Origin of the sequence: Blastococcus tunisiensis (assembly GCF_900112815.1) — a bacterium.
Taxonomy (GTDB): domain Bacteria; phylum Actinomycetota; class Actinomycetes; order Mycobacteriales; family Geodermatophilaceae; genus Blastococcus_B; species Blastococcus_B tunisiensis.
The window spans coordinates 24157-46531 of the sequence record NZ_FOND01000002.1 but is presented as its reverse complement, the minus strand read 5'-3'; the positions used below and the strand labels follow the sequence as shown (position 1 = coordinate 46531).

Here is a 22375-nt window from a genome sequence, read left to right as displayed (position 1 = left end):
CCCGACGCTTGTGCTCTGCCTGCACCACGTAGGCAGAGCACAAGCCTCCGCGGGGTCACCTGGTCGGCAGACCGTCGAGGGCCGCCAGCACCTCCTCGACGGTGACCTTCTCCAGCGCAGGATCGAGTTCGGTGCCCCAGGGGTCGCCGGTGCCGTCCCCGTGCCAGAGGGCGACGTGCAGGGGGCGGCCGTCCGTCCCGGGCCGGGCCGGCGGGCCCCACAGCGCGGGTGGGACGGGCCCGAACAGCACCACCGACGGACGGCGGTAGGCGGTGGCGAGGTGGGCGACGCCGGTGTCCCCGCAGACCACCACCCGGGCGGCGGCCACGACGGCGGCCAGCTCCACGGACGACGTCCGGCCGGCCAGCACGGCGTCCTCGTCCAGCCCGGCCAGCCGGGCGACCTCCGTGGCGAGCGGCACCTCCCCCGGCCCTCCGGTGACCCGCACGTCGTACCCCCGCGCAGCCAGGTGCCGGGCCACGGCGGCGAACCGCTCGGGGGGCCACCGCCGTCCCGGGTAGGCGGCCCCCGGGTGCACCACGGCGGCGCCCGCGACCGGCGGCGGGACGGCCGGGACGGCGAGGTCGAGGGCGTCGGGGTCGGCATCGACGTCCAGCCCCTCGGCGACCAGCCGGCACCAGCGGCGCACCTCGTGCTCGTCGGCGTACCAGGTCGGCCCCGGGTAGCCGGGGCTGGCAAAGGTGAGCAGCCGGGCCGGCTGCAGGTCCGCGACGACGACGTGCGACGCCGGCCCCTTGCCGTGCAGGTCGACGGCCAGCTCGGGTGGCGGACCGGTCCAGTCCAGCGGCTCCAGCTCGCGCGCGGGCAGCACCTCGTCGACGGCGTCGATCAGCTCGGCGAGGGGGCGCAGCGCCGTCGTCGTGGCCAGCACCAGGTGGTGGCCGGGCACGGCCGCCCGGATCGCGCGCAGGGCCGGGACGCCGGTCAGCAGGTCACCGAGCCCCAGCGGCCGCAGCACCAGCGCGACCGGGACGCCGTCCCCCGCGCCGGAACTGCCCCCTCGCAGCGGCCCGCCGCGAGCGTGCGGGTGGTGGGGGGTGAGGGGGTCCTCCCTCACGTCCGGGAGCGGGCGACCAGCGCCGTCGTCGAGTGCCCGTCCAGGTACGGCAGGACGACCGCCTGCCCACCCCACGTCCGCAGCACGGCGGCCTCCGGCAGGTCGGCGCCGGCGTAGTCGCCCCCCTTGGCCCAGACGTCGGGCCGCAGCCGGTCCAGCACCTCGGCGGGGGTGTCCTCGTCGAACACCACGACGGCGTCCACGAACTCCAGCGCCTCCAGCACGCGGGCGCGGTCGGCAGCGGTGACCAGCGGCCGGGTGGGTCCCTTCAGCCGGCGCACCGAGTCGTCGGAGTTGATGCAGACGACCAGGCAGTCGCCCAGCCCGCGGGCGGCCCGCAGGGTCGCGACGTGGCCGGGGTGCAGCAGGTCGAAGCAGCCGCCGGTGGCCACGACCGTGCCACCGGACGCCCGGACGCGGGCCAGCACCGCCTCCACGGACGTCTCCGCGGCCACGTCCGCCGGCGGGTGCGTCTCGGCGTCCCAGGACGACGCGCCCCCGGCCGCGACGAAGGCCGACGCCGCCGCCACCGCGGCGGCCACCGCCTCGCCGGTCACCGCGCCGTCGGCGAGGGCGAGCGCCGCAGCCGCCGCGAAGGAGTCACCGGCGCCGCACGGATCGCCGCCGCTCACCGGGACGGCCGGCACCACCATCGGCGCGCCCTCCCCGTAGGACAGCAGCGCCCCGCGGGCGCCCAGGGTGATCGCCACCGCGCCCACGCCCCACCGCCGGATCAGCCCCTCCGCCCGGGCGCCCACGGCGGCCAGCCCCGACCCGGTCACGTCCGCCACCACCCGGGCGGCCTCGGCACCGTTGGGGGTGACCAGCCGCGCGTTCTGCACCGGGTCGGCGCCGCGCGGGTGCGGGTCCCAGACCACCGGCCCGCGGGCCCCGGCCAGCGCGGTGCGGACGTCGGCCGCCGCCGTCGTCCCCCGGCCGTAGTCGGCGACGAGCACCGCGGCCGCGTCGCGGATCGCCGCGGCCGCCTCGGCGGGCAGCGCACCGAGGGTCGCGGCCGGCGAGCCGCTGTCGAGCCGGACGACGGAGTGGTCCCCCACCCGCACCCGCTGCTTGACCGCGGTCCCGCCGGAGGAGGGGATCGCCAGCAGCCGCACCCGCCCGGACAGCAGCGCGCGCAGCCGGGCCGCCCCCTCGTCGGAGTCGATCGGCGCGACGAGCACCACCTCGCGGGACGTGGCGGCCGCGGCGATCACCGCGGCCAGCGCGGCGCCGCCGGGTCGCTCGCGGGTCTCGACGTCCTCCACCACGGGCACCGGCGCGTCCGGGGTCAGCCGGGACGCCGTCCCCACCAGGTCGACGTCGAGCAGCGCGTCCCCGACGACGACGAGCGGCGCGCTGTTGCGCGCGTCGGCCGAGCTGGCGAGCTCGCTCACGACGCGCTCCCGAACTCCGGCGCCGCCCGGACCCGCGAGGGCTCGCTCAGCACGGCGGCGTCGAAGGCGGCGCAGACCAGGTGCAGCGCGACCAGGTGGCACTCCTGCACCGTCGCCGTCCACGGGGAGTCGATGCACACCGCGTCGTCGGCGGCGGCCGCCAGCGGGTTCGGCGCCGGGCCGGTGAGCGCGAGCACGGTGATCCCGCAGTCGCGGGCCCGCCGGGCGGCGGCCACGGCGTTCGGCGAGCGGCCCGACGTGGACAGCAGCACCAGCACGTCGCCGGCCCGGCCGTGCGCCTCGACCTGCCGGGCGAACAGCTCGTCGGCCGGGTAGTCGTTGGCGATCGCGGTCAGCGACGACGTCTCGGCGGTGAGGCAGATCGCCGAGAACGGCGGCCGGTCAGCGCGGTAGCGGCCCACCAGCTCCGCCGTCAGGTGCTGCGCCTGGGCGGCGCTGCCCCCGTTGCCGGCGGCCAGCAACCGCCCGCGGGTCTCCCCGCACAGCACCCCGGCCAGCTGCCGGCCCCAGCGGTCCAGGACGTCCAGCTGGTCGCCCAGCGAGCCGAGCGCGGCGCTCAGCGACGCCACGTGGGCGGCGCCGGTCAGGTGCGTGCACGTGTCCGGCGACTCGACGGCGACGTTCTCGAAGAAGGAGTGCGGGGTGGCGCTCATCGGGCGATCTCCACGGGACGGCGGCGGGCGAGCACCTGCCGGTAGACGGTGTCGGTGTCCGCGACGACGCGGCTCCAGCGGTAGCGGTCCCGGGCCCGGCGCACGCCGGCCGCGCCGAAGGCGGCCCGCCGCCGGTCGTCGGCGAGCAGCGCGGCGAGCGCCTGCCCGAGGGCGGCCGGGTCGCGCGGTGGCACCAGGACGCCGGTGACCCCGTCGACGACGCTGTCCTGCAGCCCGCCCACGGCGGTGGCCACGACCGGGCGGCCGCAGGCCATGGCCTCCAGCGGGGTGATCCCGAACGGCTCGTACCAGGGCACGGCGAGGACGACGTCGGCCGAGCGCACCCACGCCGGGACGTCGTCGCGCGCGACGGAGCCGGCGAACACCAGCCGGTCGGCAACCCCCTCCTCGGCGGCGATCGCGCGCAGCCGGCGGACCTCCGGGTCGCCGTCCACCGCATCGGCCGGCGGCCCGCCGACGACGACCAGCTCGGCGTCGGGCACCGCGCGGAGGGCGCGCACGGCGTCGTCCTGGCCCTTGCGCTCGACCAGCCGGCCGAGGACGAGCAGCCGCTTCCGCTGCCCGCGCGGGGCCACCGGGCCGTCCGGGGTGAACACCGCGGTGTCGACCCCGCACGGAACGATCGAGACCCGGTCCGTGGGCAGGCCGAGGCGGCGCAGCTCGAAGACCTCGTCGGTGCAGGTGGCCACCACGTGGCTCACTTCGCGGCACAGCCCCCGCTCGAGCTCGATCCGCTCCGCCGGGGAGGGATCGGCGGCCCCCTGGTGGCGGCGCTTGACCGAGCCGAGCGCGTGGAAGGTCTGCAGCACCGGCACCGGTGCGACCAGGCCGGCCGAGGCCTCGACCGACGCCAGGCCGCTCATCCAGAAGTGCGCGTGCACCACGTCCGGCCGCGCGGCCGCCCAGCGGTGCCGCAGCACCCGGGCGAACTCGGGCATGTGCGGCAGCAGGTCGTCCTTCGGCAGCGGCTCGGCCGGCCCGGCGGGGACGTGCACCACGTCGTAGCCGTCCTGCACGACCACCCGCTCGGGCAGCGTCGCGTCGTCCCGGCGGGTGTGCACGGTGACCTCGTGGCCGCGTGCGGCGAGCCCCGCGGCCAGGGCCGCCACGTGCACGTTCTGCCCGCCGGCGTCCACCCCGCCGATGGCCGCGAGCGGGCTGGCGTGCTCGCTGACCAGGTCGATCCTGAGCCGGTACGAGCCCGGCTGGTCGGCCCTCATCGGGTCACCTCCTCGAGCAGCGCGTCCCAGTCGCGCAGGAAGCGGTCCAGCCCGTACCGCTCCAGCGCGGCGGCGCGGGCCGCCTTGCCGGCCAGCCGGGCGGCGTCCTCGTCGTGCAGGAAGTGCCGGACCGCCTCGGCCAGGCGCTCCGGCCGGGTGGACAGCACCCCCGCCTCGGCCGGCACCGCCTCGACCGCCTCCGTGGTGGCCAGCCCGACGACCGGCATCCCGAGGTGCATGGCCTCCAGCAGCGAGAGGCCGAGCGAGGTCCAGCGCACCGGGTGCACGTACACCCGGCGGCGGGCCAGCTCGGCGTGCATGGCGGCCTGCGGCGGGTCGTCGTGCAGGGCGACCCGGCCGGGGTCCAGCCCGTAGGCCTCGTGCAGCCCGCTCAGCCCCATGCCGAACACGTCGAGCGGCGCGGCCTGCGCCAGCCCGGGGAGCAGGTCGGCCCCGACCGTGCGGCCGCGGCGGACGGGCTCGTTGACGACGACGGCGGCCCGCGCCAGCTCGCCGGTCCAGCGCTCCCCCGGGTCGACGATGCCGTGCTCGATCACCGTCGTCGGGGCGCGGCCGTTGTCGTAGAAGAGCCGGTTGAAGTGGGTCACGTGCGCGATCGGGATGTCGTCGCGGTCGGCGAGCGGGTGGCGGGTGTGCGGCACCGCGCCGTCGCCGGGCTCCAGACCCGGGGCGTTGTGCTCCAGGAAGACGGCCGGGAGGCCCCGCCCGGGCTCGCGCCCCAGCCACGCGCGGACCAGCTCCAGGTCGCGGGTGCGCTGGAGGACGACGACGTCCACCTGTTCCTCGCGCAGCTGCTCCGGCGTCACCTCGCGGGCCGAGGCAGGCCAGTCCCAGGTGCGGGCGCGGCCGAGCCCGTCCGCGTCCCGGCCGGGGGTCACCGGCAGCAGGTACTCGTGGTCGCCGTGGACGAAGGACGTCGTCCACGATCCGTGCACGTGCCAGATGAGGATCTTCACGTTCTCCCCTGGAAGATCGTCGCCGCCTCTCGCTCTGCGGCAGGGATTCGGTGAACGGCCGGCTGTTGGACCGTGGTCGTGAGCTTCTCGACCGCGGCGACGACGTCCTGCGCCGTCACCGAGGTCAGGCAGGGGTGGCCGGGCACGGGGCACTCGCGGGCCCGGGTGTCCCGGCAGGGCGCGCTCTGGTCGCCGAGCAGCACGGTGGGCACGCCGTAGGGCGCCCACCGGGCGGCGGGGACGACGGGGGCGAACAGCGAGACGACCGGCGTGCCGACGGCGGCGGCCAGGTGCGCGGGCCCGGTGTTGGCGACGACGACCGCCGCGGCGCCGTCGAGGATCGCCGCCATCTCGGCCAGCGTCGTCGCCCCGCCGAGGTCGACGCCCGCGGTCCCGGCGACGGCGGCGGTCAGCGCCGTCTCCCCCGGGCCGCCGGTCACCAGCACCCGGTGCCCGGCGTCGGCCAGGGCCTCGACGGCCTCGGCGCAGCGGTCGGCGGGCCAGGCGCGGGCCGGCACCGACACCCCCGGGTGCAGGACGACGTAGCCCGGCTCGTGCTCCGAGGCGGGCAGCGGGCGGCGCACCGCCAGCCGGCCGTCGTCGCCCGCGGGCAGCGGGAAGCCGGCGGCCCGGGCCAGGGACAGCGCCCGCTCCGGCTCGGGGACGTCGTCGTCCACCCGGTGCCGGACGTCGAGCAGCGAGCCGGGGTAGTCGACGCTGATCGCCGAGATCCGCGGCACCCCGGCGCTGCGCAGCACCAGCGCCAGCGGGAGCGGGGACTGGTGGAAGGAGGTCGAGAGGACCGCCTCGTCCGGCGCGAGCGCGCGGACCCGGGCGGTGAGCTCGGCGAGGTCGCCGGCGTCGACCGGGGGCGGGTCGCCGAGGATCCAGGGACAGCGCCAGGTCCAGACCTCGTCGACCCCCGGCAGCAGGGCGGCGGCGTCGGCACCGGCCGGGCCGGCGAGGAACACCACCCGGTCCGCGCCGGCGGCGACCGCGCGCACCATCGGGCCCTGCAGGAGGACGTCGCCGGCGTTGTCGAGGCGGGCGACCAGCACGGTGCGGGTCACCAGGCACCGTCCAGGACGTCGTCCACCGCGGCGGTCAGGCTGCCCGCGACGTGCGCGGCGGCGTCGACCTCGGCCTTCCGGGTCACCGGCGTCGGCACCAGGATCCCGGCCGCCCCGGCCGCGGCGGCGGCCTCGACGTCGGCGCCGATGTCCCCGATGACGACGCAGCGGGCCGGGTCGACGTCCAGCTCGGCGCAGGCCGCCTTGACCATGCCGGGGGCGGGCTTGCGGCAGTCGCAGCCGTCGTCCGGGCCGTGCGGGCAGACCCGGACCGTGTCGAACGGTCCGAGCAGCTCCTCGAGCCGGGCCATGCAGGCCTCCACCTGCTCGCCGGTGATCAGGCCCCGGGCCACGCCGGACTGGTTGCTCACCACGCCGACCCGCACGCCCCGCGCCCGCAGCCGGTCGAGCGCCTCCCTGGCCCCGTCCACCGGGCGCACCCAGTCGGGGTCGCCGTTGTAGGGGAAGTCGTGCACCAGCGTGCCGTCGCGGTCGAACAGCACCAGGTCGGGCAGGCCCCGCCAGCGGCGGACCCCTCCGTGCTGCACGACACCGCGCAGCCAGTGCCAGGTGGCCAGCGGGGGGATGAGCGCGCTCGTCGCCAGCATCGTCGTCACCTCGGCGCGGTCGCGCGGGCCGGGGGCGATGCGGGCCCAGGCGAACTCCGCCGTCCCGGCCAGCCACCCGGCGGCGGCCAGTGCCGCGGCCCGGGGCCGGCGGGCAGCGGCGAACCCGAGCGCGGCCAGGGCGGCCGCGGTGACGGCGGTGTGCCGGGGCCGGCGGCCGAGCGCGGCGTCGGCCCGGTCCCGCCAGTGCCGGCCGTGCAGCCGGCGCATCAGCACGTCGTCGGCGTTGCCGGCCTGCACGCGGACGCTGATCCAGCGGTCGGCCGGCCGCACCGGGTGGGTGATCCAGCGCTGCCCGCGGACCAGCCGCGCGCCGGTGTCCATGATCCGCAGCGCGAGGTCGGAGTCCTCGCGGAACGCGCGGGGGAACCGCTCGTCGAACCCGCCGACCGCGGCCAGCGCGGCCCGCCGGTAGGCCACGTCGGCGGTGATCCAGCTGCTCGTGGCCAGCCCCGCGGTCCCGCGCTCCCAGTCGGTGGGGCGCCGGTCCTCGGGCAGCGGCACCCGGACCCGGCCCTGGCTGCCGGCGACGTCGGCCGGCAGGTCGGCCAGATCCGCCTCGAGCCGCTGGTACCAGTCGGCGTCGGGCACCACGTCGTCGTCCAGGAAGGCGATCCACTCGGTGCGGGCGGTGCGCCAGCCCAGGTTGCGGGCCCGCGCCGGACCGCCCCCTCCGGTGCGCACCACGCGGACCGGCGGGAGGCCGGGGCGCTCGGGCCGCAGCGGCTCCCCGGTCGGCCGGTCGTCGACGAGGATCAGCTCGGCCGGCCGCGGCCCGGGGGCGGCGGCCAGGGCGTCGAGGAGCACGTCGAGCGAGGGCCGACCGATGGTCGGGACGACGACGCTGCTCCGCTGGAGGAACGGTGGCACGACCGGCCCGTTCCCGATCATGTTCCACGAGAAACACTACGGGCTTGAAGTGTCGGCCAACGGCCCCCAGCTCAGCGGCGGGTGCGCGCCGCCGACGACACCCGGGCGAGGGCGTCGGTGACCAGCGCGGCGTCGTCGCCCAGCATGGCCAGCAGGTGGGCGACCAGGTCGTCGTGCGTGCCGGCCGCCTGGTCGACCCGCTGCCGCCCGGCCGCGGTGAGCCGGGCGTGCAGCAGCCGGCGGTCACCGGCCGCGCGCTCGCGCAGGACCAGCCCCTCGGTGACCAGCCGGTTCACCGTGCTGGTGACGCCGGCGCGGGACAGCCCCAGCGCCTCGGCGAGCTCCCCCATGCTGGCGCGCTCCCCCGGGGACTCGGCCAGGCGGCGCAGCGCCTCGAACGCGGTGAGCGAGAGGCCGTGCTGGCGGTGCAGCGCGGAATCCACGCGATGGGTGATCCGGTCGTGCACCTGGACGATCCGCAGCCAGGTCTCGGCCGCCCGCGGGGAGGCGCCGGGGACGGCGCCGACGTCGCGCGGGATCCCGCGGGCGAGCGCGTCGTCCGGACGGTGCACGCACCCATCGTCGCCGACGGCGGGCTCAGGCGCTCCCGAACCCGGCGTGTCGCTGCAGGGCACGCCGCCCGCCGGCCACGTTGACCAGCCCGGAGACGCTGCCCACCAGGGCGATCGCGGCGGCCGTCAGCGGGAGGACGTCGGCCCAGCCCTCGGTGACGAGCACGCTGCGCGCCCCGGCCACCTGCAGCTCGACGTCGGCGACCGCGGCGGAGCGCACCCCCACCAGGTCCACGGTGGTGCGCCCGGCCGCCGCGCCGTCGGGGATGCGGATCTCGACCTGCACCGCGCCGTCGGCGCCGGCGGTGGCGGTGCCCAGGACGTTCCCGGCCACGCGCAGCCGGATGGTGACCCGCTCGCCGGGCAGGAAGCCGCCCGCCTCGACCGTCACCGTCCCGCCGGGGCTGACCCGCGCGGGGGGCCCGGCGTCGTCGTCCGGGACCGGGACGGCGGACGACGACGGGCGCGACGGCGAGGTGGACGACGGGCCGGTCGAGGGGCTCGTCGACGGGGCGCGGCCGCTGGTCGGCGTGGCGGTCGGCACCGCGGACGGCGAACCGGTCGCCGGCGGCACCGGCTCCGGCGTCGTCGGCCGGGCGACGGCGGCGCAGTCCTCGCGGGTGGGCCGGGTGAAGCTGTACTCGACCAGCTCGTCGACGTAGCCGGCGCCGTCGGCGGCGGTGAACTCGAGCCGGCCGTCGATGGTCTCGCCCCACTCGACGTCGCCGGTGCGCAGGGTCGCCGTGTCGCCGGGGCGCAGGTGCGCCTCGTCCTCGCCGGAAGGGGTGCGGGTGGTCGCGAGGCGGACCCGGTACGGAGCCGTCCCGGCCACGACCTCGACGACCAGCCCGCCGGGCTGGCAGCTCGGGCCGTGGGTCACGCGGACGTCGGGGCGGGACGCGTCGTCGATGGCGGCGGCCGGCGCGGCGGCGGCGAGAGCGGCGCCCAGGACGAGGAACACGAGACCCGTGAGCAGTCCGGCCGACGCGGCCGAGTGGTGGTGCGTACCCCTCGCGCGCTGTTCGGCGACGGGCCCGTGGGCGGTCCTGATACGTGCTCCCCCTGCGTGGTGCGAATTCACCCGAATGATGTCCGATGTGACACGTCGTTGTCAGCCCGTTACCGGCCAGTTGGGCGTGTCGGTGCGGCGTGTCGGCGATTACTGGCAGCTCTTGCCCGGAGGGCGCGCCGCCCTCGCCGTGGCGGGTGAGAGCGGGGTCACTAGCGTGCAGGCCGTGGATGAGGCAGGAGCCGGCCGTCGCCGGCAGAACGAGGTCTACCGGGCCGGGGTCTACGGCCACCTCCCCCGGGTGCCGGTCGCGGCGCGGAAGCTGCAGGCGGCGGCGAAGAAGGCGCTGAACGCGCGGGCCTACGCCTACGTCGCCGGTGGCGCCGGCGATGAGGTCACCCAGCGGGCCAACCGGGCGGCCTTCGACCGCTGGGCCGTGGTGCCGCGGTTGCTGCGGGACGTGAGCAGCCGGGACACCTCCGTCGAGATCTTCGGCCGCCGCCTCCCGGCGCCCCTGCTGCTCGGGCCGGTCGGTGCGCTGGAGCTGGTGCACGCCGACGCCGACCTCGCCGTGGCCCGGGCCGCGGCCGCCACCGGGGTGCCGATGGTCTTCTCCAACCAGGCGTCGGTGTCGATGGAGGAGTGCGCCGCGGCGATGGGCTCCGGCCCCGATGCTGCGCCGCGCTGGTTCCAGCTGTACTGGTCGACGTCCGACGAGCTGGTCGAGAGCCTGGTCGGCCGGGCCGAGCGGGCCGGCTGCGACGCCGTCGTCGTCACGCTGGACACGACGATGCTGGGCTGGCGGCCGCGCGACCTCGACCTCGGGCACCTGCCGTTCGCGCTGGGCAAGGGCATCGCGCAGTACACCTCCGACCCGGTGTTCCGCCGGCTGGTCGAGGAGAAGGTGGCGGCCGGCGGGCCGAAGCAGCCACAGCCCCGGCCCACGCCGGCCGCGGTGAAGGCCCTCGTCGGCATGGCGAAGGCCTGGCCCGGCTCGTTCCGCGACAACCTGCAGTCGCCGCTCCCCCGGGCCGCCGTCGAGACGTTCCTCGGCATCTACTCCCGGCCCTCCATCACCTGGGACGACCTGGCCTGGCTGCGGTCGAGGACGCGGCTGCCGATCCTGCTCAAGGGCGTGCTGCACCCCGACGACGCCCGCCGCGCCCTGGACGAGGGCGTCGACGGGCTGGTCGTCAGCACCCACGGCGGCCGGCAGGTCGACCGGTCGATCTCCGCGCTGGACGCGCTGCCCGAGGTGCTGGGGGCGGTCGCCGGGCGCGCGCCGGTGCTGCTGGACAGCGGGGTCCGCAGCGGCGCCGACGTCTTCACGGCCGTGGCCCTCGGGGCGACGGCGGTACTGCTCGGCCGGCCGTTCGCGTGGGGGCTGGCACTGGCCGGCGAGGAGGGCGTGCGGCAGGTGATCAGCGACGTCATCGGCGAGTTCGACCTGACGCTCGGACTGACCGGGCACACCGCGGTCGACCAGCTCTCCCCCGACGTCCTCCGCCGCGTCGGGTAGGGGCACCCTCCGACCCTCGCGGTCCCCGGCGGGTCCGGACACGCCGGGGCCGACACTCCGGGACCCTCTTGACGGATCCTTGTGACGCGGCTCACAGTGGGTCCCGGGCGGGAGAGCCGGCAATCGAGTGGCTGTCCACTGCTGGACAGACCGACCAACGCGGCCAGACCGTCAGGCCCGGCCTCCCGCCCCCACATCCCCCGCTGACGGCGTCGAGCCGGTCGAGCAGACGTTCAGCCGCGGCAGGACGCGGCCCAACGTCCCGCGGCGCGGCTCGACCTCACGCCGGCCCGGGTGCCGGCTCTCGGGTAGCGGGCCCGGGTGCGGGCACCGGTGCCGGTTCGGGCGCCGGTGCGGGCTCCGGCGCCGACTCGGGCGTGGACTCCGGGGTCGGTTCGGGCGTGGGCTCCGGGGTCGGTTCGGGCGTGGGCTCCGGGGTCGGTTCGGGCGTCGGCTCCGGCGTGGGCTCCGGGGTCGGTTCGGGCGTCGGCTCCGGGGGCGTGGGCTCCGGCGCGAGTTCGGGCGTCGGCTCGGGCGTCGGCTCGGGCGTCGGCTCGGGCGTCGGCTCGGGCGTCGGCTCGGGCGTCGGCTCGGGCTCGGGCTCGGGCTCGGGCTCGGGCGCCGGCTCGGGCGCCGGCGGCGGCGGCGGAGGAGGCGCCCAGTTCGCCCCGTTGCTGACGAGCACCCGGACGGCGGTGTCGGTGCGGATCGGCGTCCCGGCCCCCGGCTCGACACCGAGGACGATCCCCGGCCGGCGTCCGCTGTCGACCGGGACGACGGTCCCGGTCAGGCCGGCGCCGGCCAGCAGGCCGAGGCATCGGTCGTCGCCCGAGCCGGCGCAGCCCGCGGGCACGGTGCGCAGGCTCCCGGCGACGTACCGCGGGTCGGCCGGGGGGAACGGCACGGCCGGGCGGGCGCCGAGCACGGGGGCCAGCGCGTCGTGCCAGATCTGCGCGGCCTTGCCGCCACCGAAGCCGCCCACGTCCCGGTTGGCGACCGGGTCGTAGACCATCACGCTGGCCGCGATCTGCGGGGTGTAGCCGACGAAGGCGATGGAGAAGTTGTCCTGCGTCGTCCCGGTCTTGCCGGCGATCTGGTGGCCGGGGACGTAGGCGCGACGCCCGGTCTGGCCGGAGTGGCCCGGCTCGACGTCCTTGCGCAGCGCCTGGTTGAGCGTGTTCGCCAGACCCGGGTCGACGACCGCCGGGGTGCACGGGGCGGCGGCCTGGCCGAGCGGCGCGCCGTTCTCGTCGAGCAGCGGCTGGCCGTCCCGGTCGAGGATCCGCGCCACCGGGGTCGGCGTGCAGCGGGTGCCGCTGGCCGCCAGGGTGGCGTAGGCGTTGGCCAGCGCGAGCGGGCTGGTGGCCTCGGCCCCGAAGGTGAACGACCCGCGGTTCTCGGCCACGATCTGGTCCGCGATGGGGTCCAGCGAGGTCAGCCCGAGGCGCTGGGCCATGCGCACCGGCCCCTCGACGCTGCCCAGCTGGTCCTCCAGCGCCAGGAAGTAGGTGTTGGAGGACATGTAGAGCGCGCGCTCCATGTCCAGGGTCCGCGGGTACCGGCCGGCGTTCCCGACGTCGTAGGCGCCGTCGCCGTCGCGGTAGACCTCGGACTCGTAGGGGTCGGAGGTGGTGATGCGGTGCTGCAGTCCGAACCCGGCCTCCAGCGCCGCGGCGGCGGTGAACACCTTGTAGGTGGACCCGGCGCCCTGCCCCGCGGCCGTGTTGAGGTTGACCGTCGTCTGCGCGGGATCGGCCTCGTCGAGGCCGTAGACCCGGTTGACCGACATGGCCAGCACCCGGCCGGTCCCCGGCTCGACGGCGGTGTAGATGCCGGCCCGAGGGTCGCCCAGGGCCAGCGTGTTGAGCACCGCGGCGTCGCCGGCCCGCTGCATCGCGGGGTCCAACGTCGTCTCGATGGTCAGACCGGAACTCTCGAGCTGCCCCGTGGTCAGCCCGAGAGTGCCGGTCAGGTAACTGAGCAGGTAGTCGCAGAAGAACGCACCGATGACGGCCTCGACGCAGCCGTGCGGCGGCCCCTGCCCCGGCGTCAGCACCACGGGTGCGCTGCGGGCCTCGTCCGCGGCCGCCTGGTCGATCATGCCGAGGTCGAGCATCCGGCCGATCACGACGTCGCGGCGCTCGGTCGCCCGGTCGGGGGCGACGAAGGGGTCGTAGCTGGTCGGGCTCTGCACCAGGCCGGCGAGCGTGGCCGCCTGGGCGACGGTGAGCGCGTCCGGCGTCACGTCGAAGTAGGTCTCGGCGGCGGCGTGCACCCCGTAGGCACCGGCGCCGAAGTACACCCGGTTGAGGTAGCGGGTGAGGATCTCGTCCTTGCTGTACGCCTGCTCCAGGCCGAGGGCGATCTGCGCCTCGCGCAGCTTGCGGCCCACGGTCTGCTCGGTCGCCGCCTCGCGTTCGGCCGTCGCGTCCGCCGTCTGCAGCCGGATCTGCTTGACCAGCTGCTGGGTCAGCGTCGAGCCGCCCTCGACGACCTCGCCGGCCACCACGTTGCGCACCAGGGCGCGCCCGAGACCCTGGCCGTCGACACCCTCGTGCTCGTAGAAGCGGGCGTCCTCGATGGCGACCAGCGCGTCCTTCATCACCGGTGCGATCGCCTCGCTGGGCACGACGGTCCGGTTCCGGCGGTACAGCTCGGCGATCAGCGAGCCGTCGGCGGCCAGGATGCGGGTGTTGCCCGGCGGGGTGCGGTCGATCAGGTCGACCTCGACCGGGCTGAGCAGATCCGCCGCGTAGTCGGTCCCCTTGGCCACGCCGCCCAGGACGGGCATCGCGACGCCGGCCACCAGTGCCCCGGCGGCGACCACGGCCAGGCCGAGCCGCAGGACGGCACCGATCCGGCGGCGCCCCGGCGCCGGATCACGTTCGACCCCCGGCAGCAGCAGACCTTCAGCGGCAGGGGGTGGCACACGACTCCTTCGGCGGCACGACAGGGCTCGCCCGCCGGCCGGCGGGCTCCTCCTGCCGTTCCCCGCACGCTTCGGCGTCGTGCACGATCCGCCGAGCTGTCATGGAACAGCAAAGTCCGGAACCCGCGTCCACGCAGGGACCGTCACACGGTCGCAAAGGACCGGTGGGCCGGGGATCCCCTGACCCGGCACCGGGACGAACCCGGGCCGGATGGGGGCGTTCCCCGATGTCGCGTCCGGCCGCTGATCGGCAGGGTTCCCAACGGGACGGCGGCGGCCGCCCGGACAGCGATGTTCGGGCCGGCCCGACCCCCGATCCGCCAGCTGGCGGGATCGGCCGGGCGCCGCCGCCCCGCCAGTCTCGAGTGCGGCACCCGACCGCCCGATGCAGAGGACCCGACCATGACCAGACCCAGCAATCTCGCGGCCCGCACGGGGAGTGGGAGCGCGCGACACCGGAAGACGGCGGTGTTCGGCTGGCTGGCCTTCGTCGCGCTCGCCGTCCTCGCCGGTCAGCTCGTCCCGCAGGGGGAGCTGACCGGCTCGGAGCAGCTGCTCGGCGCACCGGCCCAGGCCCAGCGGATCCTCGACGAGAACGGGTGGGAGGAACCGGCGTCGGAGATGGTGCTCGTCCAGCGCACGGACGACGTCGGCGACGCCACCGCCACCGCCGCGCTCACCGACCTGGTCGCCGTCCTGGAGGACACCCCGGAGGTCGCGAACGTCGCCAGCCCGCTGGACGGCGCCCCGCTGGTCTCGGCGGACGGGCGCTCGGCGCTGGTGACCTTCGACATCCGCGGGTCCCCCGACACCGCCGGGGACAGGATCGGGCCGATCCAGGTCGCCGTGGCCACCGTCGCCGACCGGCACGACGACGTCCGGGTCGAGCAGTTCGGCGGCACCAGCGCGGAGGTGGCCCTCGACGCAGCCCTGGACGCGGACTTCCAGCGCGCCGAGTACCTGTCGATCCCGATCATCCTCGCGGTGCTGATGCTCACCTTCGGCGCGCTCGTCGCCGCCGTCCTGCCCCTGGTGTTCGCGCTGACCGCGTTCGTCGGGGCGCTGGGCCTGCTCAGCTTCGCCAGCCAGATCTGGCACGTCGACGGCACCACCCAGACCGTCATGCTGCTCATCGGCCTGGCCGTCGGCGTCGACTACTCGCTCTTCTACCTCAAGCGGGAGCGCGAGGAACGGGCTCGCGGCCGGTCGGCCGCCGACGCCCTCGACGTCGCCGCCGCCACGTCCGGCCGGTCGGTGCTGATCTCCGGCATCACCGTGATCGTCGCGATGGCCGGCATGTTCCTCACCGGGTTCTCCGTGTTCACCGGCGTCGCGGTCGGCACGATCCTCGTCGTCGCCACGTCCGTCGTCGGCTCGCTCACCGTGCTGCCCGCGCTGATGTCCTGGCTCGGCGACCGGATCGAGAAGGGGCGGGTCCCGTTCACCGGCCGCCGTCGTCGCGCACCGGGGCAGGGCCGGTTCTGGCCCGCCGTGCTCGGCGTCGTGCTGCGCCGCCCGCTGGTCGCGGCCGTCGTGTCCGGCGGGCTGCTGATCGGGCTCGCCGTCCCGGCGTTCGGGCTCACCCTGCGCAACGAGGGCATCGCCGACCTGCCCCAGGACCTGCCGGTGATCGCCACCTACGAGCGGATCGCCGAGGCCTTCCCCGGCGGCTCCGACCCGGCCGAGGTCGTCGTGGCGGCCGACGACGTCACCGCCCCGGACGTGCAGGACGCGATCGCGGACCTGCGCACCGAGGCCCTGGCCACCGGCGTGATGTTCGAGCCGATCACCGTCGAGACCAACGAGGGCGGCACCGTCGCCGTCGTCTCGGTGCCCCTGGCCGGGGACGGCGAGGAGCAGGCCTCCCGCGATGCGCTGGGCACGCTAGCCGAGGACGTCGTCCCCACGACGATCGGTGCGGTCGACGGCGTCACGGCCGTGACGGCGGGCAACACCGCGCTGTCCATCGCCTTCGAGGATCTCGTGGCCGAGCGGACGCCGTGGGTGTTCGGCTTCGTGCTGGTGCTCGCGTTCCTGCTGCTGCTGGTGTCGTTCCGCTCGGTGGTGGTGGCGCTCACGGCGCTCACCCTCAACCTGCTGTCGGTGGCGGCCGCCTACGGCGCCCTGGTGCTGGTCTTCCAGCACGGGTGGGGGGGCGACCTGATCGGGCTGGAGGCCACCGGCGCCATCGTGAACTGGATCCCGCTGTTCCTGTTCGTGATCCTGTTCGGGCTGTCGATGGACTACCACGTGTTCATCCTCAGCCGGATCCGCGAGGCCCGGGACCGGGGCGAGAGCACCTCGCAGGCGATCGCCTCCGGGATCACCCGCTCGGCCGGGACGGTGACGAGCGCCGCGATGATCATGGTGTTCGTCTTCCTGTGCTTCGTCGCGCTGTCCATGACGTCGATGAAGCAGATCGGCCTGGGGCTGGCGCTCGCGGTGCTGCTCGACGCCACCCTGGTCCGGGCGGTGCTGCTGCCGGCGGTCATGCGGCTGCTCGGCGAGGCGAACTGGTACCTGCCGCGCTGGTTGGGCTGGCTACCGACCATGGCGCACGACGTCGAACCCGCCGCTGCGCCCTCGATCCCGGTCCAGGCGACCGGGCCCCGGACCCCGGGCGGGGTGCCGGAGATGGTCGCGACCGAGTGACCGCACCGGCGTCCCGGATCTGCCTCGGGGGCTCAGGCCCCGGGGTGGGCGGCCTCTGCCGCGGGCCGGACGTCGAGGGACTGCAACTCCGCCGACAGCGCGTCCGCAAGCGCCCCGACGTAGGGCTCGTGCAGCACGCTGACGTGGTCGCCCGGGACGTGCACCACGTCCCAGGAGCCGGTGAGATGCCCCTCCCACCGGGCCCGCGGTGCGGCGTGCCCGTCGTCCTGGGCCACGACGACGAGCGTGCGCCCCGCCCACGGCCGCCCCCGGTGCCGGTGGCCGACGAAGACCCCGTGCACGTGGAACCGGGAGTAGTCGCTGCGGCCGCTCGGCAGCACACCGACCAGCAGCACCGCGAGCAGGCGCTTCAGCTTCCGCACGACGCTCCCGTCGAAGGCCGATGGCGACATCGCCGGGTCGGGCGGATAGGAGTCCAGCACGGCGACCAGCTCCACCTCCTCGCCGGCGGCGGTGAGGGAGTGCGCCATGTCGAGGGCGATCAGGGCACCCAGTGAGTGCCCGGCGAGCCGGTAGGGGCCGTGCGGCTGGACCGCGCGCAGCGTCTCCAGGTGGCGGGCCGCCATCGCCTCGACCGTCCAGTCCACCGGGCCGCGGGTCTCGAGGCCACTGGCCTGGACGGCGTACACGGGCTGGTCCGGGCCGAGCCGGAGGGCCAGCGGCCGGAAACCCACCGCGACCGCGCCCGCGCCACCGACGCAGAACAGCGGCGTGCGGCTACCAGCGCCCCGCAGCCGGACGAGGGTGGGGTGGGCGGGTCGCCGCTGGCGGCGGACGGCCTCGGCGAAGGCCTGCGGCGTCGACGCCTCCGCGAGCAGCTTCGTCGTGGCAACCTCCGTCGGGACATCCAGCTCCTGGACGACGGCGGCGAGGAGCTCCTCGGCCGCCAGCGAGTCACCGCCGAGCTCGAAGAAGTCGCCGTCGACCCCCACCGAGTCCAGCCCCAGGACCCGCGCGAACATCGCGGCCACGACGCGCTCCCAGTCCGACCGGGGCGGCTGGTCACCTCGGGAGGGCGGCGGCGCCGCGGGCAGGGCGGCGCGGTCGAGCTTGCCCCGCTCGGTGCGCGGCAGCGCGGTGAGGAAGACGACCTGCTCGGGCACCATGAAGACCGGGAGCTGCTCACGGACCACGCGGCGCACCGACGCGGCCTCGATGCGGGCGTCGGCCGGGACGACGTAGGAGATCAGCCGCACGCGGCCGGTCCCCTCCGACGTGACACCCACCGTCACCGCCTCCCGGATCTCCGGCTGGGCGAACAGGACGGCGTCGATCTCCCCCGGCTCGACCAGGTGGCCACGCACCTTGACGCTGTGGTCGGTCCTTCCCAGCAGGGTGATCTGGCCGGCGTCGTCGATGGTCGCGGAGTCGTTGGTGAGGAACGTCCTGCGACCGTCCTCGAGGTCGGTGAAGACCGCGGACGTGGCCTCCGGGTTGCCCAGGTACCCCTGCGTCAGCCAGCGCGAGGTCACGACCAGCCGCCCCGTGCCGACCTCGTGGTCCGTCCCGTGCTCGTCCCGGACCCGCACCTGCATCCCGCTCACGGGCCGGCCGACGGGCGTCGGGCCCACCGGGAGCGGGTCGCCGGCCCGCAGGATGTACTCGGAGATCAACCCTGTCTCGGTGGAGCCGTACCGGTTCCAGATCTCGACCGAAGGCCCCAGCAGGCCACGGATGGCGGCCAGCTCGGCGGCGTGCACGGTCTCCCCGGCCACGGTGACGCGGGTCAGCCCGTCGAGGGTCGCGCCCGGCGGCTGCGAGGCGACCAGCCCGCGCAGAATGCCCGGGCTGGCCACGAGGATGGTGGCGCCGACCTGCCGCAACCACTGCGGCAGCTCCCCGACCGGCCGGGCGCGCGGGTCGAAGAGCTGCTGTGTCGCCCCGGCGGCCAGCCCGGTGAGCGTCAGCCCGATCCCCGCGGCGAACGCCATGGGCAGCAGGTTGGCGACGACGTCCCCCGGCCCGTAGCAGCCTGTGGCCACAGCGTTGGTGTAGGCGTCGTGCAGCACGGCGCGGGCGCCGTTGGCCACACCCTTCGGCCGGCCGGTGGAACCGGAGGTGAAGACGACGACCAGCGGCCGATGGGGGTCCGTCCGCACCGCGCGGAGCACGCCGGCGGCGTCGACCGGGTCACCGCCCGTTGCACCCCGTCTCCCCGTGAGCACGGTGTTGCAGAGCTCCTCCGCCACGGTGCGGTGCTCCGGGTCGGTGAGGCAGATCGTCGTCCCGGCGGCCTCGACGTAGTGGCGCAGCCGGGGGGCGGGTGTCGTCGAGTCCAGGACGACGAGCGGAGCTCCCGAGCCGACGACGGCCACCGCGGCCACCACCGCATCGACCCCGTGGCTGAGGAGCACCGCGACGGGACGGCGGTTGGGGTTCCGCTCCGTGAGCTCCGCTGTGATGGCCGCCGCCTCGACGAGGAGCTCTCCGAAGGTGAGCTGCCGACCGTCATCCCCCAGGGCGATCGCCTCGGGCTGTGCGGCCGCCACGGTGATCAGCCGGTCCACAAGGTCGGCGACGGCCGGATCCTCCTCGAGCGGAAGCAGCGTCGGCATGGCAGCAACCCCACAATCCCGGAAGATCGGTCCTCTTCCGCAGTCCCGGGGCGAGGGTAGGCGCAGCCGACGATCCGGCGGAACCTTTCCCGCTCGGGCACCCGGTGGGGTGACACCCCACGTCAGGCGCGTGAACGTGCCGTGGAACCCCCCGCTCCGTCGTCGGACCGCGCCGGCCGCGAGCACGACGAGACCGCGATCGTGCCGCCAGGCACCGCTGCGGGGAGCGCCGCCGGCCCTTTCCGGCGATCGAGCGCGCCCCTACTGTGCGGCGATGCCCTCCCTCGGCCGCCACGTCGTCCGCGCCGTCCGGGCCGTCACCCGGGACCTGGTCCGGCCGCCCCGCTACGCGCCAGGGCACTTCTTCAGCTCGGTCACGTCGCCGGCGGATCGCGAGCGGGCCATCGCGACCAGGCAGGCGCCGACGTCCGCGGTGGACCTGCGGGAGGCCGAGCAGATGCGGCTCGCGCAGGAGCTGGACCTGAGCCGGCCGAGTACGGGCCGGTGGACCCCGGACAACTCCATGTTCGGAGCGGCCGACGCGTCGATGCTACGCGGAATGCTGCTGCACCACCGGCCGGAGCGACTGGTCGAGATCGGGTCGGGCTACTCGACGGCGCTGGCGCTCGATGTGGCCGAGCAGGACCTGCCGGATCTCCGGATCACCTGCGTCGAGCCCTACGCCGACCGGCTGCGCTCCCGGCTCCGGCCGGGGGACACCGACCGGCTGACGTTGCTGGAGCAGCCGCTGCAGGACGTCGACATGGCGTCCCTGGTCGCGCAGCTCCGTCCGGGCGACGTCTTCTTCATCGACTCGACGCACGTCGTCAAGGCCGGGTCGGACGTGCTCTGGCTGCTCCTGCGCATCCTCCCCGCCCTGCCGGACGGCGTGATCGTGCACATCCACGACGTCCTGTGGCCGTTCGAGTATCCCGACGAGTGGCTGCGCGAAGGCCGGGACTGGACGGAGGTGTACTTCGTGCACGCCTTCCTCGCCTACAACTCCCGCTTCCGGATCGTGCTCTTCGGGGACTGGCTGGCGACCGAGCACCCGGACCTGGTGGCTCCGGAGAACCAGGGAGTGCGCGGCGGATCGCTGTGGCTGGAGAAGGTGCCCGGGTGAGCGGCGCGGCCGCAGTCGGACGGCCCCGGCGTCTCGGAGACGACTCTGCTGCCTCGGAGACGACTCTGCCGCGCCTCCCCCGTCGGGGCGGCGCGGCAGAGCGGTGTCTCAACCAGACGTGCACCCGAAGGGATTCGAACCCCTAACCTTCTGATCCGTAGTCAGATGCTCTATCCGTTGAGCTACGGGTGCAGCAGCCGGAAATCGGCGCTGGCACCAGTGTAGCGGGCACGGATCGGGTCCTGGACGGGGGTCCGCCATGGCTGCCGGCGTCAGCCCTCCGGTTCGGCGTCGAGGTCGAGCGACTCGACCTGCGCGTCGAGCACCGCCACGTTGCGCTGGTAGTCGAAGGCGGGCAGGCCCACCGTGTCGGCGACCAGGGTGCGCGGGCCGCTCTCGCCGTCCTCCAGCGGGATGGCGTAGCTGGTGATCGGCGTCCCGGCCGGGTACAGGCCGTCCTGCGTCTCGCGCTCGATGCGGACGGCGTCCCGCCCGTCCACGGTCAGCTGCTCGCGCGACATCTCACCGGGGCGCTCCTGGGTGACCCGGTCGAAGGCGACCGGTTCGATCGAGAAGGCGGTCGCGGCTATCCGGGCACCGGTGGCCTCCGGCACGTTGAAGTTGGCCGGCGCGAACCGGCTGCACGACGGCACGGTCTCGCCGGAGTTGACCGCCCAGTCCGACGGGTAGCCGACGCTGAAGCCGGCCGGGCTGGTGCAGGTCTCGCTCAGGACGACGTCCTCGGGGCGCTCGGTCTGCACGTCGACGACGATCCGCTGCGGATCCTCGAACCGCTCGACCGCGAACGGCAGCTGCCCGGTCAGCCCGGCGTAGAAGGCGTACCGGCCCTCGAAGAGGCCGTCGACGATCAGCTCCTCGATGACCTGGCCGTCGCGGATGGCCAGCCGCTCCTGCTGGTCCCAGGGCTGCACGCCCTCAGGGGCGTCGCCGGGCAGCGCGACGTTGGTCAGCGTGATCTCGAGCGTGGCGTCACCGGCCACGTCGATCGGCTCGCCGGAGCCCTGGGCCGTCGGGTCCTGCACGTAGCCGGCCTGCCAGCCGGCTTCGCCCTCGCCGGCGACCTCGAAGACGATGCGGTCGAAGCCGTCGTGCGCCCCGAGCCGGACGTCGGTGACGAGGACGGGCTCGCCCGAGCCGTCCGCGGACACGTCATCGGTAGCTCCCGGCCCCACGGGCTCGATGCCCTCGCCGGAGCCGCCGTCCCCGCCGTCGGCCTGGTGCCGGACGTCGACGACGAGCCGCGGTGGGTCCTGCAGCGTCACCACGCCGTACGGCAGCTGCTCCTCGAGCCCGACCGTCCAGGTCAGCACGCCCTCGAAGTCCCCGGTGCGCACCGCCTCGGTGATGACCTCGCCGTAGGGCGGATCGATGCGCGCCGGGCCGTCGTACGTCGGCCGGGGCTGGTCGCCGGAGAGGTCGACCCCGCTCGCCGGCTGCGCGGTGATCTGCAGGTACGCCTCGCCGGGGATCTCGACGGTCCGGCCGGATCCGTCGGCGGTGATCGGCGGCTCGACGTACTGCACCCGGTACCCGGGCACCTGGTCGGCGAACTCCAGGACCACCCGGTCGAAGGTCTCCTGGCCGGCCACGCGGACGTCGGTGAGCAGTGCCGGCTCACCGGTGCCCGGGTAGCCGTCGGACTCGACGGGATCGGTCGTCGGCTCGCCGAGCGGGGAGAGCGCGTCCGGCGCTGACAGGCTCCGCCCGCCGGCTGCCGTGTCCGTCATCGTGGTGGTGGTGCCCGCAGAGCGGGTGTCGGTCTGCGCCCCGGTTCCGTCGATCCCTCCGGCGCATGCGGTGAGCGTCATGACGGCGCCGCACGCGACGAGGAAGCGCATCGGCCGGAGGCCGTTCCTGGTCGTCGGTGTCGCATCCATGGGGATGCGGTGCCAGGGACCCGCGGGAGCCAAACGACGCCGGGCCCGGCTCAACACGATCGTCACGTGCCGCACGCCGCCGCCCGGAGAGCCAGGCGGTCACCGGCCAGGGCATCGGAGGAACCGGCCGCGGCCGGACGGCGCGCACCGACGCGCGCCGGGAGAAA

Annotated in this window: 15 protein-coding genes and 1 tRNA gene; 3 read left to right on the top strand and 13 right to left on the bottom strand. The window is 75.7% G+C overall.

What is annotated here, in order from left to right:
- Positions 1-55 precede the first annotated feature (55 nt).
- Genes BM142_RS02660 through BM142_RS02620 form a run of 9 tightly spaced genes read right to left on the bottom strand, consistent with a single transcriptional unit; the run spans position 56 to position 9463 of the window.
- Complete coding sequence (locus tag BM142_RS02660; protein WP_254790485.1) at positions 56-1078, bottom strand: glycosyltransferase family 9 protein; 1023 nt, start codon at positions 1076-1078, stop codon at positions 56-58.
- A complete protein-coding gene (rfaE2, locus tag BM142_RS02655; RefSeq protein ID WP_092195250.1) occupies positions 1075-2472 on the bottom strand; it encodes a D-glycero-beta-D-manno-heptose 1-phosphate adenylyltransferase in 1398 nt (465 codons plus the stop codon). The genes BM142_RS02660 and rfaE2 overlap by 4 nt, the downstream gene beginning before the upstream one ends.
- The gene (locus BM142_RS02650) at positions 2469-3146 is read right to left on the bottom strand and encodes a D-sedoheptulose-7-phosphate isomerase (protein ID WP_092195249.1); all 678 of its coding nucleotides are present in this window, start codon (positions 3144-3146) and stop codon (positions 2469-2471) included. Before BM142_RS02650 ends, rfaE2 begins: the two co-directional genes overlap by 4 nt.
- Positions 3143-4387, bottom strand: a complete 1245-nt coding sequence (locus BM142_RS02645; RefSeq protein ID WP_092195248.1) for a glycosyltransferase — start codon at positions 4385-4387, stop codon at positions 3143-3145. The genes BM142_RS02650 and BM142_RS02645 overlap by 4 nt, the downstream gene beginning before the upstream one ends.
- Positions 4384-5364 carry a glycosyltransferase gene (locus BM142_RS02640; protein WP_092195247.1) on the bottom strand — a complete coding sequence of 327 codons (981 nt, stop codon included), beginning with the start codon at positions 5362-5364 and terminating at the stop codon, positions 4384-4386. Before BM142_RS02640 ends, BM142_RS02645 begins: the two co-directional genes overlap by 4 nt.
- Positions 5361-6434 carry a glycosyltransferase family 9 protein gene (locus BM142_RS02635; protein ID WP_092195246.1) on the bottom strand — a complete coding sequence of 358 codons (1074 nt, stop codon included), beginning with the start codon at positions 6432-6434 and terminating at the stop codon, positions 5361-5363. The genes BM142_RS02640 and BM142_RS02635 overlap by 4 nt, the downstream gene beginning before the upstream one ends.
- Positions 6431-7951, bottom strand: a complete 1521-nt coding sequence (locus BM142_RS02630) for an HAD-IIIA family hydrolase (protein WP_092195245.1) — start codon at positions 7949-7951, stop codon at positions 6431-6433. The genes BM142_RS02635 and BM142_RS02630 overlap by 4 nt, the downstream gene beginning before the upstream one ends.
- A 50-nt stretch (positions 7952-8001) precedes the next feature.
- Positions 8002-8502, bottom strand: a complete 501-nt coding sequence (locus BM142_RS02625) for a MarR family winged helix-turn-helix transcriptional regulator (protein WP_092195244.1) — start codon at positions 8500-8502, stop codon at positions 8002-8004.
- A 25-nt stretch (positions 8503-8527) separates the two neighbouring features.
- A complete protein-coding gene (locus tag BM142_RS02620) occupies positions 8528-9463 on the bottom strand; it encodes a hypothetical protein (protein WP_092195243.1) in 936 nt (311 codons plus the stop codon).
- 274 nt (positions 9464-9737) lie between these two features.
- On the opposite strand from BM142_RS02620, the gene BM142_RS02615 reads away from it, so the two are divergent.
- Positions 9738-11030: an alpha-hydroxy-acid oxidizing protein gene (locus BM142_RS02615; protein WP_217640538.1), complete on the top strand. Its 1293-nt coding sequence runs from the start codon at positions 9738-9740 to the stop codon at positions 11028-11030.
- A 280-nt stretch (positions 11031-11310) separates the two neighbouring features.
- Here the strand turns inward: BM142_RS02615 and BM142_RS02610 are convergent, their stop codons facing one another.
- Positions 11311-13959: a penicillin-binding protein gene (locus BM142_RS02610; RefSeq protein ID WP_254790484.1), complete on the bottom strand. Its 2649-nt coding sequence runs from the start codon at positions 13957-13959 to the stop codon at positions 11311-11313.
- 402 nt (positions 13960-14361) lie between these two features.
- On the opposite strand from BM142_RS02610, the gene BM142_RS02605 reads away from it, so the two are divergent.
- On the top strand, positions 14362-16611 hold the full coding sequence (locus BM142_RS02605) for an MMPL family transporter (protein WP_092195242.1): 2250 nt from the start codon (positions 14362-14364) through the stop codon (positions 16609-16611).
- A gap of 32 nt (positions 16612-16643) precedes the next feature.
- Here the strand turns inward: BM142_RS02605 and BM142_RS02600 are convergent, their stop codons facing one another.
- Positions 16644-19187 carry an AMP-binding protein gene (locus tag BM142_RS02600; protein ID WP_092195241.1) on the bottom strand — a complete coding sequence of 848 codons (2544 nt, stop codon included), beginning with the start codon at positions 19185-19187 and terminating at the stop codon, positions 16644-16646.
- A gap of 274 nt (positions 19188-19461) precedes the next feature.
- Between BM142_RS02600 and BM142_RS02595 the strand changes: the two genes are divergently transcribed.
- A complete protein-coding gene (locus tag BM142_RS02595) occupies positions 19462-20310 on the top strand; it encodes a class I SAM-dependent methyltransferase (protein ID WP_175527068.1) in 849 nt (282 codons plus the stop codon).
- A 119-nt stretch (positions 20311-20429) separates the two neighbouring features.
- On the opposite strand, the gene BM142_RS02590 is transcribed toward BM142_RS02595, so the two are convergent.
- Together BM142_RS02590 and BM142_RS24340 are read right to left on the bottom strand one after the other, a co-directional pair.
- Positions 20430-20502: transfer RNA gene (locus tag BM142_RS02590), tRNA-Arg, on the bottom strand.
- 80 nt (positions 20503-20582) lie between these two features.
- Complete coding sequence (locus BM142_RS24340; protein ID WP_175527067.1) at positions 20583-22208, bottom strand: AMIN-like domain-containing (lipo)protein; 1626 nt, start codon at positions 22206-22208, stop codon at positions 20583-20585.
- Positions 22209-22375 lie beyond the last annotated feature (167 nt).

Excerpts from the sequence above, each read along its gene's own strand:
- BM142_RS02650 (WP_092195249.1), bottom strand. The coding sequence starts at position 3,146 with ATGAGCGCCACCCCGCACTCCTTCTTCGAGAACGTCGCCGTCGAGTCG.
- BM142_RS02645 (WP_092195248.1), bottom strand. The coding sequence starts at position 4,387 with ATGAGGGCCGACCAGCCGGGCTCGTACCGGCTCAGGATCGACCTGGTC.
- BM142_RS02630 (WP_092195245.1), bottom strand. The coding sequence starts at position 7,951 with ATGATCGGGAACGGGCCGGTCGTGCCACCGTTCCTCCAGCGGAGCAGC.
- BM142_RS02605 (WP_092195242.1), top strand. The coding sequence starts at position 14,362 with ATGACCAGACCCAGCAATCTCGCGGCCCGCACGGGGAGTGGGAGCGCG.
- BM142_RS02600 (WP_092195241.1), bottom strand. The coding sequence starts at position 19,187 with ATGCCGACGCTGCTTCCGCTCGAGGAGGATCCGGCCGTCGCCGACCTT.
- BM142_RS02595 (WP_175527068.1), top strand. The coding sequence starts at position 19,462 with ATGCCCTCCCTCGGCCGCCACGTCGTCCGCGCCGTCCGGGCCGTCACC.
- BM142_RS24340 (WP_175527067.1), bottom strand. The coding sequence starts at position 22,208 with ATGGATGCGACACCGACGACCAGGAACGGCCTCCGGCCGATGCGCTTC.